The sequence below is a fragment of the Flavobacterium chungangense LMG 26729 genome (genome assembly GCF_000735715.2).
GTDB classification, from domain to species: domain Bacteria; phylum Bacteroidota; class Bacteroidia; order Flavobacteriales; family Flavobacteriaceae; genus Flavobacterium; species Flavobacterium chungangense.
In genome coordinates, this window is sequence record NZ_JASY01000002.1 from 598,309 (window position 1) to 614,916 (window position 16,608).

Annotated in this window: 10 protein-coding genes; 9 read left to right on the forward strand and 1 reads right to left on the reverse strand. The window is 36.6% G+C overall.

The genetic code is table 11. The features are described 5' to 3' along the window. The first annotated feature begins 92 nt into the window (after positions 1–92). The 9 genes from JE46_RS05795 to JE46_RS05835 all read left to right on the forward strand — a co-directional run bounded on the left by JE46_RS05795 (position 93) and on the right by JE46_RS05835 (position 13,918). Entirely contained in the window at positions 93–1,097 is a 1,005-nt protein-coding gene (locus tag JE46_RS05795) for a homocysteine S-methyltransferase family protein (protein WP_031454315.1), read from the forward strand. A 61-nt stretch (positions 1,098–1,158) separates the two neighbouring features. Next, positions 1,159–1,830: a hypothetical protein gene (locus JE46_RS05800; protein WP_031454316.1), complete on the forward strand. Its 672-nt coding sequence runs from the start codon at positions 1,159–1,161 to the stop codon at positions 1,828–1,830. A gap of 241 nt (positions 1,831–2,071) precedes the next feature. Continuing rightward, positions 2,072–4,747: a methionine synthase gene (gene metH, locus JE46_RS05805; RefSeq protein WP_083480849.1), complete on the forward strand. Its 2,676-nt coding sequence runs from the start codon at positions 2,072–2,074 to the stop codon at positions 4,745–4,747. A 78-nt stretch (positions 4,748–4,825) separates the two neighbouring features. Beyond that, the gene (gene metF / locus JE46_RS05810; RefSeq protein ID WP_031454318.1) at positions 4,826–5,782 is read left to right on the forward strand and encodes a methylenetetrahydrofolate reductase [NAD(P)H]; all 957 of its coding nucleotides are present in this window, start codon (positions 4,826–4,828) and stop codon (positions 5,780–5,782) included. A gap of 186 nt (positions 5,783–5,968) precedes the next feature. Continuing rightward, positions 5,969–6,622, forward strand: a complete 654-nt coding sequence (locus tag JE46_RS05815) for a class I SAM-dependent methyltransferase (RefSeq protein WP_031454319.1) — start codon at positions 5,969–5,971, stop codon at positions 6,620–6,622. 119 nt (positions 6,623–6,741) lie between these two features. Next, entirely contained in the window at positions 6,742–7,965 is a 1,224-nt protein-coding gene (locus JE46_RS05820) for a dicarboxylate/amino acid:cation symporter (protein ID WP_031454320.1), read from the forward strand. A 238-nt stretch (positions 7,966–8,203) separates the two neighbouring features. After that, positions 8,204–11,218: a T9SS type B sorting domain-containing protein gene (locus tag JE46_RS05825; protein WP_031454321.1), complete on the forward strand. Its 3,015-nt coding sequence runs from the start codon at positions 8,204–8,206 to the stop codon at positions 11,216–11,218. Positions 11,219–11,277: 59 nt separating this feature from the next. After that, entirely contained in the window at positions 11,278–12,681 is a 1,404-nt protein-coding gene (locus JE46_RS05830) for a pyridoxal phosphate-dependent decarboxylase family protein (RefSeq protein ID WP_031454322.1), read from the forward strand. A 382-nt stretch (positions 12,682–13,063) separates the two neighbouring features. Beyond that, positions 13,064–13,918: an alpha/beta hydrolase gene (locus tag JE46_RS05835; protein WP_083480850.1), complete on the forward strand. Its 855-nt coding sequence runs from the start codon at positions 13,064–13,066 to the stop codon at positions 13,916–13,918. 113 nt (positions 13,919–14,031) lie between these two features. Here JE46_RS05835 and JE46_RS05840 read toward each other — a convergent pair whose 3' ends face one another. Further along, a complete protein-coding gene (locus JE46_RS05840) occupies positions 14,032–16,476 on the reverse strand; it encodes a TonB-dependent receptor (RefSeq protein ID WP_031454324.1) in 2,445 nt (814 codons plus the stop codon). Positions 16,477–16,608 lie beyond the last annotated feature (132 nt).

Below are 16,608 nucleotides of genomic sequence, written 5' to 3' on the forward strand. Positions count from 1 at the left end.
TAGCCGACAATAGTGAACTTTTGGAATTAATAATGAATTAAAAACTTAGCATTTAGAACTTTAGAATCTTTAGCGGCTAAAACAAAATAAATATGTCGATTACAATTCAGGAAGCAATCAAAAAAAATATCCTAATCCTTGACGGAGCAATGGGAACCATGTTACAACGCTACAACTTCTCAGAAGAAGATTTTCGTGGCGAACGTTTCAAAGATTTTCCGCATCCGTTAAAAGGCAATAACGATTTATTATCCCTCACACAGCCACAGGCAATTCGTGATGTACACGCTGCCTATTATGAAGCTGGAGCGGATATCGTAGAAACAAACACATTCTCCGGAACTACAATCGGTATGGCTGATTATTTCATGGAAGATCTGGTTTACGAACTCAACTACGAATCGGCTAAAATTGCAAGACAAGTTGCAGATGAATTCACAGCAAAAAATCCGGAAAAACCACGTTTTGTAGCCGGTTCAATCGGGCCGACAAACCGTACAGCAAGTATGTCACCAGATGTAAACGATCCGGGTTACAGAGCCGTAACTTTCGACGATTTAAGAATTGCATACAAACAACAGGTAGAAGCTTTAATGGACGGAGGCTGCGATTTACTTTTAGTAGAAACAATTTTCGACACGTTAAACGCAAAAGCAGCACTTTTTGCGATCGAAGAAGTAAAAGACGAACGTAATCTGGATATTCCGATCATGGTTTCAGGAACAATTACTGATGCCTCAGGAAGAACGCTTTCCGGGCAAACGGTTGAAGCTTTTCTGATTTCAGTTTCGCATATTCCGTTGTTAAGTGTCGGATTCAATTGCGCTCTTGGAGCCGATTTGTTGAAACCGTATTTAAAAACATTAGCGCACAATACAAGTTTTAATGTTTCGGCACATCCAAATGCAGGATTGCCAAATGCTTTCGGACAATATGATGAAACACCAGAACAGACTCAGGCATTCATTAAAGAATATTTAGAAGACAATTTGATCAATATTATTGGTGGGTGCTGTGGAACAACTCCGGATCATATTCGATTAATGGCAGAAGTTGCGAAGGATTATAAGCCGAGAGTGGCTCCGGTTATCGGGTAACGATTTCCTGAAAGGTTTTTAAAACCTTTTAGGTATACTTGAGAATTTTAAAATATAAATTATGGATAATTTACAGGTTTCGGATAATAGCATGAGTCAACAATTCACACAAGAATTATTGAATCCAAATATTGACCTAGCTACAGATTATTCAGAAATTTATATTGATGATTTAATTCAGAATGAAACATTAAAGGAAATTCCTATTATTAAAACTGTTGTTGGCGTAATTAAAACAGGTATCTCAATAAATAAATTTTTCTTTGCAAAAAAATTGCTGTCTTTTATTAGAGAATTTAATAGTGGACAAATTGATGCCGAAAAAAAAGATAAATTTCAAAAAAAGATAAATGATGATTCTCAGTTTAGAAAAAAATCAACTGAACAAATTATGGTTTGTCTTGATAGATTTAACGATGTAAAAAAGGCTTTGATTTTAGCTAATTTATTTAAGGCATATGTAGAAGAAAAAATTTCGTACGAAAAATTTGTATTTATTTCTATTTCTATGGAAAGATTACATCCACATTCGTATAGTTTTTTTTCAGCTTTGGAAAAAGTAAATTATAAAATAGGCCACGAATTTAAAGGAGAGAGAGATTATGATTCCGAATCATTACTTTTTTCCAGTGGTCTAGCGAAAGAAGGACCGGCAGATTGGTGGAGTGGATTTATGCTAAAAGAAGAAGGGGTTTTACTATATGAATTTGGAATTAAACCTTTAGAGGATTAGACTTTTTCTAAAAATCGGTAAACATAAACGTCTTGTGAAACCGAGTCTGCGTGAGGGATAGAAGTGAAAAGCCCGCAGACCAATGCAGTGATAACGAAATTAACGGATAGCCCGGCCCTTGGGACACGCCCAAAATAATAAACATAAATACCTACAAGGTTTTGAAAACCTTGCAGAAAAAATAAAGAATAAAAAAACTCAGAACCTTAGAATCTCAGGATCTTAGTAACTTAAAAAAAAAATGGCAGAAAAAAGAAGAGACCTTGTATTAGCAGGATTAGAACCGTTGATTATTACGCCCGAAAGTGTTTTTGTAAACATCGGAGAACGTACAAATGTAACAGGTTCGCGAAAATTCCTTCGCTTAATCAAGGAAGAGAAATATGACGAGGCACTTGATATTGCAAGACAACAAGTAGAAGGAGGAGCACAGATCATCGATATTAATATGGATGAAGGAATGTTGGACGGTGTAAATGCCATGACCAAATTCCTAAATTTAATTGCTGCAGAACCGGATATTTCAAGAGTGCCGATTATGATCGACAGTTCGAAATGGGAAATTATCGAAGCAGGTCTGAAAGTAGTACAAGGAAAAAGTGTTGTCAACTCGATTTCGTTAAAAGAAGGAGAAGAAAACTTTATTCACCACGCCAAATTAATCAAACGCTACGGAGCTGCGGCCATTATTATGGCTTTTGACGAAGTAGGTCAGGCGGATAATTACGAGCGTCGTGTGGAAATTTGCCAGCGTTCGTATGATATTTTGGTCAACAAAGTTGGTTTTCCTCCACAGGATATTATTTTCGATTTGAACATTTTTCCGGTTGCAACAGGAATGGAGGAACACCGCCTGAATGCAATTGACTTTTTTAGAGGTACAAAATGGGTTCGCGAAAACCTGCCTCATGCACATATTAGTGGTGGAGTAAGTAACGTTTCGTTCTCATTTAGAGGAAATGATACGGTTCGTGAAGCGATGCACTCGGTATTTTTATACCATGCCATTAAGGACGGAATGACGATGGGAATCGTGAATCCGGAGATGTTGACAATTTACGATGATATTCCGAAAGACTTATTAGAACACGTTGAAGACGTAATATTAAACAGACGTGACGACGCTACAGAGCGACTTTTGGATTTTGCAGAAAATGTAAAAGGCGAAGTAAAAAGCGATGAAAAAGCCGTTCAGGAATGGCGTTTTGGAACCGTTCAGGAACGTATCACACATTCGTTGGTAAAAGGAATTGACGCTTTTATCGAAGAAGATGTAGAAGAAGCGCGTTTGGCAGCAACAAAACCAATTGAAGTTATCGAAATCAATTTGATGACAGGTATGAACGTGGTTGGAGATTTATTCGGAAGCGGAAAAATGTTCCTGCCACAGGTGGTTAAATCGGCACGTGTAATGAAAAAAGCCGTGGCGTATTTGTTACCGTTTATCGAAGCAAGTAAACAAGCCGGTGATAAATCCGGAAACGGAAAAATCCTGATGGCAACTGTAAAAGGCGACGTTCATGATATTGGTAAAAACATCGTTTCCGTAGTTTTGGCTTGTAACAATTATGAGATTGTAGATTTAGGCGTAATGGTGCCTCCGGAGAAAATCATTGCAGCGGCTATTGAACACGAAGTAGACATTATCGGCTTAAGCGGACTGATCACACCTTCACTGGACGAAATGGTGTATCTGGCTAAAGAATTAGACAAACAAAACATTAAAATCCCGATTATGATTGGGGGAGCAACAACTTCGCGCGCCCATACAGCCGTGAAAATTGCACCTCAGTACAGAGAAACCGTCATTCACGTAAACGATGCTTCGAGAGCTGTTACCGTTGCGGGAAATCTGTTGGATCATAACCGAAAAATATATGCAGCAGATATTCGTGCAGAATATGATGCTTTTAGAGAAACCTTTTTAAATCGTTCGAGAGATAAAAACTTCCTGACGATTGAAGAAGCCCGTAAAAATAAATTACAATTAGATTGGTCTGAATATACTCCGACCAAACCTAAAAAAATAGGCGCACAAATCGTCGAAGTAGAATTGGACGTTTTGGTTCCGTATATCGACTGGACACCATTTTTTCAAACTTGGGAATTGCACGGAAAATATCCGGCGATTTTAACGGATCAGGTTGTGGGAGAACAAGCAACTTCTGTATTTGCTGATGCTCAGGCAATGCTGAAAGTTATTTTAGAAGAGAAAAAACTAAAAGCAAAAGGTATTTTCGGAATTTTCCCTGCCAATCAGGTGGATGACGACGATATCGAATTGCGTGATGAAAACGGAAAAATATTAGAGAAGTTTTTGACTTTACGTGTGCAGGGACAAAAGACAAAAGGTGCTCCAAACATAGCTTTAGCCGATTTTATTGCGCCAAAAGAAAGCGGTATTGAGGATTATATGGGCGCTTTCTGTGTAACAACCGGTTTTGGCGTAGATGAATGGGCTGCAGAATACGAGAAAAATCTCGATGATTATAATTCGATTATGGTTAAAGCGCTTGCCGATCGTTTTGCTGAGGCTTTTGCCGAATATCTTCACGAGAGAGTACGTAAAGATTTCTGGGGTTATGATTCGGAAGAATCTTTAACCAATGAAGAATTGATTAAAGAAAGTTACAAAGGAATCCGTCCTGCGCCGGGTTATCCAGCTTGTCCGGATCACTTAGAGAAACCAACGATCTGGAAACTTTTAGATGTTGAAAAACAGATTGGAGTAACCTTAACAGAAAGTATGGCAATGTGGCCGGCTTCTTCCGTTTCAGGATACTATTTTGGAAATCCGAAAAGTAAATATTTCGGACTAGGAAAAATAAAAGAAGATCAGGTGACAGATTACGCCAAACGCCGAAATGTTCCACTTGATTACGCAATGAAATGGTTAAACCCTAATATAGCAGATTAAATTAGTCGAAAGTCAAAAGTCGTAAAGTCCGAAAGGAAAGACTTTAGACTTTAGACTTTACAACTTTAAGACTTAATAATGAAAGTAACAGAACATATAGAAAACGCCAAAGGAAAAACATTATTCTCATTTGAAATTATTCCGCCTCAAAAGGGGAAAAGCATTCAGGAATTATACGATAATATCGATCCGTTGATGGAGTTTAAACCGCCGTTTATTGATGTAACGACTTCTCGGGAAGAGTTTATCTATATCGATAAAGGAAACGGACTTTTGGATAAAAAACTGACTCGTATGCGTCCGGGAACGCTTGGAATCTGCGCTTCTATAAAACATAAGTACAATGTGGATACGGTACCGCACTTGCTTTGCGGTGGATTCACACAGGAAGAAACCGAATATATGTTAGTGGATTGTCACTATTTAGGAATCAATAACGTAATGGCGCTTCGTGGCGACGCTATGAAACATGAGCAGTCTTTCGTTCCTAAAGATGGCGGTAACCATTACGCTGTAGATCTGGTTAGACAAATTAATGATTTGAACTGTGGTAAATATCTTCACGAAGTGATGGATGTCGACAACAGAGCCGATTTTTGTATCGGTGTTGCCGGTTATCCGGAGAAACATCTGGAGTCGCCTTCATTGCAGTCTGATTTGCGAAGATTAAAAGAAAAAGTAGATGCAGGAGCCGATTATGTGGTAACGCAAATGTTTTTTGACAATGCTAAATATTTTGCTTTCGTAGAAAAAGCTAGGGAAATGGGTATTACGGTACCAATTATTCCGGGAATTAAGCCAATTGCCGTTCAAAAACACATGCAAATTTTACCACAGATTTTCCGTATCGATTTACCGGAAGATTTGATCCATGCAGTTGATAAATGCAAAAACAACGCAGAAATCAAACAAGTCGGAGTCGAGTGGGCGATTCAGCAGTCAAAAGAATTAAAAGCAGCCGGAGTTCCGTTTTTGCACTATTATTCAATGGGTAAATCTGAGAATATTCGCCAGATTGCCAGTCAGGTTTTTTAATTTTTTAACCATTAAGAGATCAAGTAAATACAGTTACTTTTCAGGTTAAGAATAAAAATTTTCAGGAGCTATTTCCAGCTGTTCCTTCCAATCTTTTGTGCCGAACCCCGGCACAAAAGGATTTTCCCTCCCATCTGGGCTAGGGTATTTGACATTTTAATTTCAATTTGTAATAATTAAAAAATTATGGAAAAAGAAGAACTACAGGCAATAGCATCCCAATTAAAACATCCATCAGGAGAAAAGGGAATTGAAATGGCCAACATGATGCATGAAACCAACATCAACATGACCCGCCATTCAGTTCACAATCTCAATATTTCAGCAGGGAATACTATCCTTGAACTAGGTCACGGAAATGCCGGCCACGCAGCATTTATTTTCGAACAGGCAGAAAACCTAAAATACTACGGACTAGAAATGTCTGAGTTAATGTTTCGGGAAGCACGCCAGATCAACCGAAATTTTGTTTCTCAAAAACAAGCTTTCTTTTCGGTTTATGATGGAAATACTATTCCGTTCGAAGCAGATTCTTTCGATAAAATTTTCACAGTAAATACCCTTTATTTTTGGGAAGATTCTCAAAAACTGCTTTCAGAAATTTACAGGGTTTTAAAGCAGAACGGAAATTTCTGTCTGACATTTGCCGAGGAAAGCTTTATGAAAACGCTTCCGTTTACACAATTTGAATTTGAGCTTTACAGTACTGAAAAGGCATTAAAGCTAATTGAAAAAACAGTTTTTAAAATTGTTTACACTGAAAGCCAGACCGAAAAGGTAAAAAGCAGAACAGGTGAACTTGTTGAAAGAGCTTTTACGACAATTGTTTTAGAAAAATAAAAAAAATACATTTTTACACATAGCTTATTTTTAAACAAACGAAACTTCCTTGTCAAAGAGGGTTAGGTTTATGTGTGTTTAAATGATTTGTTCTTTACTGAATTTAGCCTTTTATCATTATGGAAGTTAAAAAAATCAATTTTCTACAAAGTTACAGCAGTATCCTTTTGCTTCTGGGAGGAATTATAGTAGGAAGTATTTTTGGTTTAGTGTTTGGAGAAAAAGTTGAGGTTATAAAACCACTTGGGGATATTTTTCTAAATCTGCTTTTTACAGCCATTATTCCATTAATCTTTTTTACAATTGGTTCTTCAATTGCTAATTTGGAACAAACGGAGAAGTTAGGAAAACTATTTGTTATTATGATATTGGTTTTCCTTTCAACTCTTATAATTTCTGCAATCATAATGATTTTTGCGGTTTACCTTTTTCCAATTCATCAGGATATAGCAATTACTAAAGTTCCTTTTGAAAATATACAATCCGGATCTGTCGGTGATCAGATCGCAAAATTGGTTACAGTAAATGATTTTTCTGAATTATTGTCTCGAAAAAGTATGCTGGCATTAATAATTTTCTCTTTTTTAATTGGTTTTGCGACCTTGCAGTCAGGTGAAAAAGGAACTGCATTCAAGAGTTTTCTGGATTCCGGAAACGAGGTTATGAAACAGCTTTTGAATAGTATCATGAAATTTGCACCAATCGGTTTAGGAGCTTATTTTGCTTATCAGGTTGGTATCTTTGGGCCTCAGTTGTTTGGAGTTTATGCTAAGCCTATGGCAGTTTATTATGCTGCCTGTGTATTTTATTTCTTTACATTTTTCAGTTTATATGCCATCATTGCTGGAGGAAAAAGAGCTTTTAAAGTCTTTTGGAGTAATAATATCACGCCTTCTTTAACCGCAATAGGAACTTGCAGCAGCATTGCAACCATTCCTGCAAATCTGGAAGCCGCACAAAAAATGCGAATTCCGACACACGTCCGAAATCTGGTAATTCCGCTTGGAGCACCTTTACACAAAGACGGTTCAAGTATGTCATCGATTCTTAAAATCACTTTTTTGTTTGCCATGTTTGGAAAGGATTTTACAGAACCTTCAACGATTCTTTTGGCGTTAGGAATCACTATAATTGTTTCAATTGTTGAAGGCGGAATTCCAAACGGCGGTTATATTGGTGAAGTTTTAGCCATTACGGTCTATGGTTTTCCGATGGAACAGGCTTTGCCTGTTGCCATGATTTTAGGAACACTGGTTGATCCAATAGCTACTTTATTGAATGCGAATGGCGATGTCATTTCTTCAATGCTTGTTTCGAGATTTTCCGATAAGACAAAATGGTAACAATAATTGTGTTAGTTATTCATTTTTAATGATATAGCGAGGATTTTGTTACAGATTCAGGTTGGGGAATAAAACGTTAATAGATAGGAGTTTAGGATTCATCGTCCATTTTTGCACATTGGTCTAAAAGTTTAACAATTGATTTTTTTATAAAGTAGTTTTACTGAGATAAAATAACTTTATTTTGAATCGGATCAACTTTTATTTAGCATTAAGTATACTTTTTTTTGTATCAAAATTGCAGGCTCAGTTATGTACCGGGAGTTTGGGTGATCCTGTGGTTAAATTAGATTTTGGTTCAGGAACATCAACACATGGTACAGCTTTGGGAACCGGAATTACAAGTTACAACTGGACTACAGCAGATTTTCCAAACGATGGGTCTTATACAGTAGAAAGCAGGACGAACACAGCTGGCACCTGGTGGACAACAACAGATCATACAGGAGGAGGTTATATGATGGTGGTAAATGCAAGTATATCTACAACCGATTATTTTTATAAAAATACGGTTTCCGGTTTGTGTGCAGGTACTACTTATGAATTTGCTGCCTGGATTATGAATCTTTTGAGAACTCAGGACAATAGTCCTCCTAATATTACTTTTACAATTGAAGATACGGGAGGGACAATTCTAGGGACCTACAGTACTGGAGATATTGGTTTGTCCAGTAGTGCTACATGGAAACAATACGGATTCTTTTTTACCACACCTTCGGGAGTTTCTACGGTTGTTATTCGAATGCGAAATAATAAGGCAGGAGCTGCTCCTGGCAATGATATTGCTCTGGATGATATTACTTTCAGAGCCTGTGGGCCAACGGTTACTTCGGCAATTGTAAATGAGTCGGTAACTAACCTGGAAGTTTGTGAAGGGGAATCAAGGTCAATTACACTTAGTGGGTCTGTTTCGTCTTCAGCCTATACAACAGCTGGTTATCAATGGCAAAATAGTGTTGATGGAGGAATAACATGGACTGATGTTTCGGGAGCAAATGCTGCTACCTATACTTTTGTTTCAGGTGCAGTTGGTACTTATAAATACCGTTTGGCAACAGCTGACAGTTCCAATATTAGTTCTACGAATTGTCGTGTCTTTTCTAACGAAATAACAATAAATGTAAAATCCGGACCTATAAAAGCCACAATAGAAACCACACAGCCCAATTGTGATGTGCCTTCGGGAACTATTACAGTAACAACTCCGACAGGCCTTTTGTACAGTGTAGACGGGGTGAATTATCAATCCTCTATGGTTTTTTCCGGTTTGGCGGGTGGTGATTATAATGTTACTACCAAAAGTTCCAGCTGCGTTTCGGCTCCGGTTTCAGCTCATATTAATTTAGTAGCAGTTTCTAGTGAGACACCAACAATAGATATTGTTCAACCTGTAATTTGTACAAATCCATACGGTACAATTACAGTTACGAGCCCGGATGCTGAGTATAGTTTTGACAACGGTTTATCCTGGCAGGCAAGTAATGTAAAAACTGGATTTGTTCCGGGTGATTATTGGGTAAAAACACGAAACAGTACTTTGTGCGAAACCACACCAATTAAGGCAACAATTAGTATTCCGCCAGGTTATCCGTCAACGCCAACAGTTTCAGTCACACAACCGGATTGTTTAACCTTAACGGGGGCTATCACGATTTCAGATAATGCTGCATCTTATAGTTTTGATAATGGACAAACATGGACAAATTCAAATTCAAAAAATAATTTAGCTCCGGCGATTTATCAAATGCTTATAAAAAATACTTTAGGCTGTGTTTCACTTGTAGCAAAAGAAGTAGAGATAAAGGCTTATGTTAACACTGAACCTCTTCCAACTGCATCAGCCAATCAGTCTTTTTGTGTGCAGCAAAATGCGGTTTTAAACGATGTTGTAGTGACTGGCGCGAATATCAAATGGTACGATGCTGCCGTAAACGGAAATCTTCTGGCAGGTTCAACCGTTTTGCAGAATCAGATTTATTATGTTTCTCAAACTGCAAGTGTGTGTGAAAGTTTGCGAATTCCAATAACTATAACTATTCAAAATACACCTGCGCCAACCGGAGATGCCCAGCAGAATTTTTGTACCACTCAAAAAGCAACTATTGCAAATTTATCTGCAGCAGGAACTAATGTAGTCTGGTATGATACCTCAGTAAACGGAAACGTTTTGCCATCTGCTACCTCACTTTCAAACGGTGTGACGTATTATGCATCCCAGACTTTAAATGGCTGTGAAAGTGTTAACAGATTACCGGTTTTGGTTTCGATAGTATCGCCCAGTATTCCTGTAAATGACGTTTCGGATATTATTTGTGACACTGATAATGATGGTTCAGAAAAGGTAGATTTGACAATTTATAATGCTAAAATAACGACTTGCGCGAACTGTACTTTTACTTATTTTACAACATTATCTGGAGCAGAAAACCAGATAATAGCAGATCAGATTACTACACCGGAGAATTACAGTCTGGCTTTAGGAACTTCAATAATTTATGTGAGAATTGATTCTAATGATAAATGCTATCAGGTTGTTCAGCTGAATTTATCAGTAGTGGCGGTGCCTGTTATCGCCATTTCAGATACTGTTACGTTATGTCAAAATAAAAATGTTTCTATAGATGCAGGCTCCGGTTTTGATAGTTATTTATGGTCTACAGGTGCGGTTTCACAATCTATAACGGTTTCTGATGCCGGATCTTATTCGGTTTCCGTAACTCAAAATCATGGAAATACGATTTGCTCTTCAACCAAAAAATTTAAGGTTAAATTATCCAATAGCGCCACAATTTTAAATATAGGTACTAAGGATTGGACAGATGACGAGAATGTAATCGTCGTAGAACTTGCCGACATCAGTTTAGGAGATTATGAATATTCAGTTGACGGAATTACTTATCAGGACAGCAATACTTTTTCGGGATTACAAACGGGTGATTATGTTGTATATGTGCGGGATAAAAACGGATGCGGAACTGTAAATCAGGAAGTTTTTCTGCTAAATTATCCTAAGTTTTTCACGCCAAATGGAGACGGCTATAATGACACATGGAAAATAAAATTCTCAGAAACTGAGCCAACGATAAATACTAAAATTTTTGACAGATACGGTAAATTTATTAAAGAGCTAAACGCAGCTTCAGCCTGGGATGGGACTTTTAATGCTCATGAATTGCCTTCAACAGATTACTGGTTTGTGGTAACAAGAGCAAACGGCAAAGTCTATAAAGGGCATTTTGCAATGAAAAGATAAATTTTTTCTTATAAATGCAATTGTTTAAATTCGGGCAAAATTATTTTAATTCGAAAAAAATGAATTCAGCCTTACAACAAGATTTAAACGATTTTGAAAATATACTCGAAAAAGCAAAACAACAGGCAATAGGTTTTTTAAATGACCTCGAAAATATCCCAACTTCCAAAAAAGAAACAATTGATACCAACCGTGAATTAAACCAGTCAGGTTTGGGATCTTTGGCAGTTTTAGAAGAATTTAATAATAGACTGGTACCCCTAATGGTAGCTTCTCCTGGGCCAAGATACTGGGGTTTTGTAACAGGTGGCTCAACCCCGGCTTCGATTGCCGGAGACTGGCTGGCTTCAATTTACGATCAAAATACACAGGCAGTCGCATCGCAGGGAGGAAATTCGGCTTTGATAGAATTTGAAACAATCCATTTACTTTTACAGTTATTAAAACTTCCAAAATCTTTTTTGGGAGGATTTGTGACTGGTGCGACGATGTCAAATTTTACCTGTCTTGGAGTTGCCAGACAATGGTTTGGTAAACAATTTGGAAAAGATTTTGCTAAAAACGGGATTTCAGAACCGATAAATATCTTAACAGCTACTCCACATTCTTCTTCGATAAAATCACTGTCGATGCTAGGCATTGGAAGCCAGAATTACACAACAATCAAAACAACATCGGGAAATCGTGAAGCAGTTGATATTCAGGATTTAGAAAAAAACATCAAAAAGTTAGATGGAAAGCCTTTCATCTTAATTTCAAGTGCCGGAACCGTTAATACAGCTGATTTTGACGATTTTGAATCCATTTCAAAACTCAGAGAACAATATAATTTCTGGTGGCATATTGATGCTGCTTTTGGAGGTTTTGCAGCAGTTTCAGAGAAATATAAACATTTTGTAAAAGGATGGGAGGAAGCAGACAGTATTACGATTGATTGTCATAAATGGCTGAATGTTCCTTACGAGAATGCTTTTTATTTGATAAAAGAGCAGCATACCTCTTTACAAATTGAAACTTTTCAGAATTCAAATGCACCTTATTTAGGAAATCCCCTCGAGAACTTTAATTATCTCAATGTACTGCCGGAAAATTCAAGACGTTTAAGAGCTCTGCCAGTTTGGTTTTCTTTGCTGGCTTATGGCAAAGAAGGTTTTCAGGATATAATTGAAAAGAGTATTGCTCTCGCTTTGCATTTTGGAAATATGCTTATCGAGGATAAAGTTTTTGAACTTTTGGCACCCATCCGTCTCAATAATGTCTGTTTTACTTTAAAAGGAAACCACAATCAGGAAAAAGTATCTGAGTTCCTGATACAGCTAAACAATACAGGAAAAGTATTTATGACACCAACAGTATATCAAAACCGAAAAGGAATAAGGGCATCATTTGTCAATTGGCGAACAACTGAAAATGATATTCGTATTGTGATTGATGAAATGAAAGAAGTTTTTTCGAAAATTTAAAATCCTAAATCTTACTTAATTTATTGGCAATGTTTGCATCATAGCAACGTTTCAGTTTTTTTAAAGACTAATTTTAAAAGAAAGAACCTGCTTTAAGCAGATTCTTTCTTATTCAAAAAAAATAAAAAACAAAAAGGTAACTATGATTTAAATTGTATGAATAAATCAGCAATTTTATGGAATTTAATGCAAAGATAATATTATTTGTAATAAGTCTAAATAAATATAATTGATATTTTGTAAAAAAAAATGTTTGAATTGATTATTAGATAATTACATAAGACAATTTATTGTAAATTAAATTTTTCAATAAAGCATGTTAGTTTATATAAAAATGAACTCCTATTTTATTGTTTAATATTTAGCTTTAATTTAAAAAAAAATGGTACTTAATGTAAAAAGGTATATCGGGTTATATTTCCTAATCTTTTCTAATGTAATTTTTTCACAACAAACAGGCCGTCAAATTTCACTTTGGGAAAATGGTGCTCCCGGTTTTGAAAATCGTAAAGATGAACCGGAACAAGCACAGGACTGGTGGGTTAGAAATATTCATAATCCATCAATAACAGCATATTTTCCAGAGAAGCCAAATGGGATGGCGGTACTTATTTGTCCCGGAGGAGGTCATGAAAATCTGGTTTTTAATTCGGAAGGAAAAGATGCAGCAGTTTATTTCAATAGTATTGGAGTGACGGCTTTTGTTTTAAAATATCGTTTAGCCAGAACAAAAGATTCCCCGTACCAATTAGAAACTCATGTTAAGCAGGACGCCGAAAGAGCGATGAGATTAATAAGAAGCAAAGCAGCTGAATTTAAAATTGATGTTAACCGAATTGGTGCTATGGGATTTTCGGCAGGCGGAGAAGTTGTCGCCCTGATTGCTTATAATTCTAATAATATTTTAAAAAATACTTCGGATGCAATTGATAAATTAGACGCACAGCCCAATTTTCAAATATTAGTGTATCCCGGGCCTTTATTCATTCCAAAAGAGATTAAGGCTGATGTACCTCCGGCTTTTTTAGTAGCAGCAAATGATGATTTATGTTGCTCCGCACCGATAGTTGAACTGCTTAATGGATATCGAAAAGCAAATGTTTCGGTAGAAATGCATTTGTATGCCAAAGGCGGGCATGCTTTTAATATGGGGAAAAGAGCTAAAACAAATTCGCTGAAAACCTGGTCACAGCGATTGACCGACTGGTTTGAGGATACTAATTATTTTTTGAAATAAGGATTTTGAATTTGATTTGTAAGGTATAGTTCAGTCATCATCAGGTAGACAATAAAACAATTAGCCCGGATGTTACTCCGGGCTAATTGTTTCGATACATTATATATTAAAATTTAAAATGAATAGCCAAGTGTTAAGAGCCAATTTGATGGCGCTCCGGGAAACAATCGAATGTAGTCATACCCGCCAACCCAATAGGTCTTATTGGTTATATTATTGGCATTCAACTGAATTTTAAACTTATTGATACTATAATACAAAGCAGCATTAAACAAGGTATAGCCTGGAATTGTCTGTGTTATGGTTTGACTTAAATTACGGGTTGTTACAAAATTAGATCCCATTGCGATTCCAAAATCTTTAAGTGCACCATCTGTAAAATTGTAACGCGTCCAGATATTGCCCTGCTGAAGGGGTGTGTTAGGCTTTTGCCTTCCAACTTCTGTAGTTACCGGACTTTCTGTTATATAAGCTTCATTATAAGAATAGGCCGCCGAAATACTCCAGTTTCTTGTAATACTTCCGTTTATATCGATCTCAATACCTTTAGATTCTTCTTCTCCAATAGCGCGCATTAATTCCGGATTTGTAGTGTCATTCGCCGGATACAAAGTGTTTTTCTGCTGAATTTTAAATAAGGCTACCGTTACGAAAAGTCTTTCCTTAAACCACGAAGATTTTCCTCCAAATTCAATCATATTACTTTCTAAAGGGTCAAAAGGGCCTCCTGCGTTTGGATTTGATAAAGAGGAAGCCAATTGGGGATTATATCCTTTTACATAAGTTCCGTAAAGATTAATGTTTGGATTAAGCGTGTAGGTTAAACCAAAACGCGGTAAAAAAGAATGTTGCTTGACTTTTTTCTCCGTATCTTTTTTATAATTCTCTTTATCGGTATATTCATCATAACGAACTCCAATTAAAGCCTGAAAAGCCCCAAATTTTACATTATCCTGAAAATATACGCCATACAATGAGTAATAGGTAGGGTCAAACGGACGAGCTGTATAAAAATATTTGCTCATATCCTTTAATTGCTGTGATCCTGATGGATTCGTAAGGTCAAAATGTGCAACGTTTGGTACCGGATTCCCTTTAGAATCTAATAAATAAGCGCTTTTGTCATTAGGTTTATAGGTTGCGATAAATCCTGTGTTGGCAGCATTTCGATATCCGGATGCCTGCAATTGTGAACCACCCGGAGGAACATTCTCCTGTGCATAATCGTAACCGGCAATCAGGTTATGATCGAAAATTCCGGTTTTAGCCTGATACTTTAAAAAAGCAGAAAGATTATCGATATAACGTTTACGCTTACGTTGAAAAACCTGCATTTCAATTGCCGTTGAAATTGTGGTCCCATCACCTGCAGAGGCATATTTATTAGCACCGCGATGTTCCAGCAGATCTTCGCTGTAGCCTGTGCGGATATAGGAAGCTGAAAAAGATAAACGATCCGTAAATTGGTGATTTAATGAAGTTGTTACGATGTAGGTTTCCTCGTTTAAGTAATCATTTGTAGAATTTAAAGAGTTGGAAATCTTGGTCGAGTACAAATTATTTTCATAGGTAGACTGACCACGATCCAGGATGCTTTTTGAAGAGGTATAAATCAAATCAAAATTGACACTTGTTTTATCATTTGGAAGAAAAGACAAAGACGGGGCTAACACGATATTTTTGTCAAATTGTAAATCTCTAAAGGAATTGGCGTTCTCATACCCCAGATTCAAGCGGTATAAAAGAGATTTGTCTTCAGTAAGCGGGCCAGTAAAATCGGCCAGAGCCCTCAATGTATTAAAACTGCCTGTAGAAAAACTCACGCTGTTGGCCGTTTGGTCTAAAGGTTTTTTTGTAACACGGTTTAAAACTCCTCCAGGGGATGCATTTCCAAACAGAGCCGAAGATGGGCCTTTTAAAACTTCAACACGTTCTAAATAATTGGCAAGCGGCTGTTTCCAAAAACCTGTTGAGGTTCGCATTCCGTTTAATAACTGAGTATTACTTCCTCCATTGATGCGAAATCCTCTAATGGAGATATCATCATAAAAAGTAAACTGGCTTACCCCGCTGAAATTTTTTACAACTTCGCCTACGCGAATGGCACCCTGATCTGCGATTAACTCTTTTGTGGCATAAGAAACTGCCTGAGGTAAATCTTTTAAGGCAATTTCTGTTTTGGCTCCAATAAAAGATTTGGTGTTTTTATAGGACTTCTCTTTTCGTCCTGTAATTTCTACTACCTGAAGTGTATTGATGTTTTTCTGTAAAATTATAGAAACTTCTGCATTTTCATTTTCATGCAGCTCGATTGTTTTTTCGAAAGCAGAAAATCCCATTGCCGAAAAAGAAATAGTATAAGATCCTGGTACAAGATTCGTGATTTCAAAATTTCCGTTATCATCAGAAACAGCATTTTTTTTTAAACTTTTAATCGAAATAGAAGCATACGAAACAGCTTCATCATTTTCGGAAATTATCTTTCCCGTAATATTAGCATTTTGTGCCTGACCTATATTGAAAAAGGCTAACAATACTATTAAATAAGTAAACTTCATGGCGGTTATTTAAATTTTAGACCGCAAAAGTATAATAATTTAGACTAAATAAAAATAAAAAATAAAATGATTTCTGAAATGAAATTTAAAGAGTAATAGGTATTAGCTGTCTTTGGTAATATTTGTAAATTT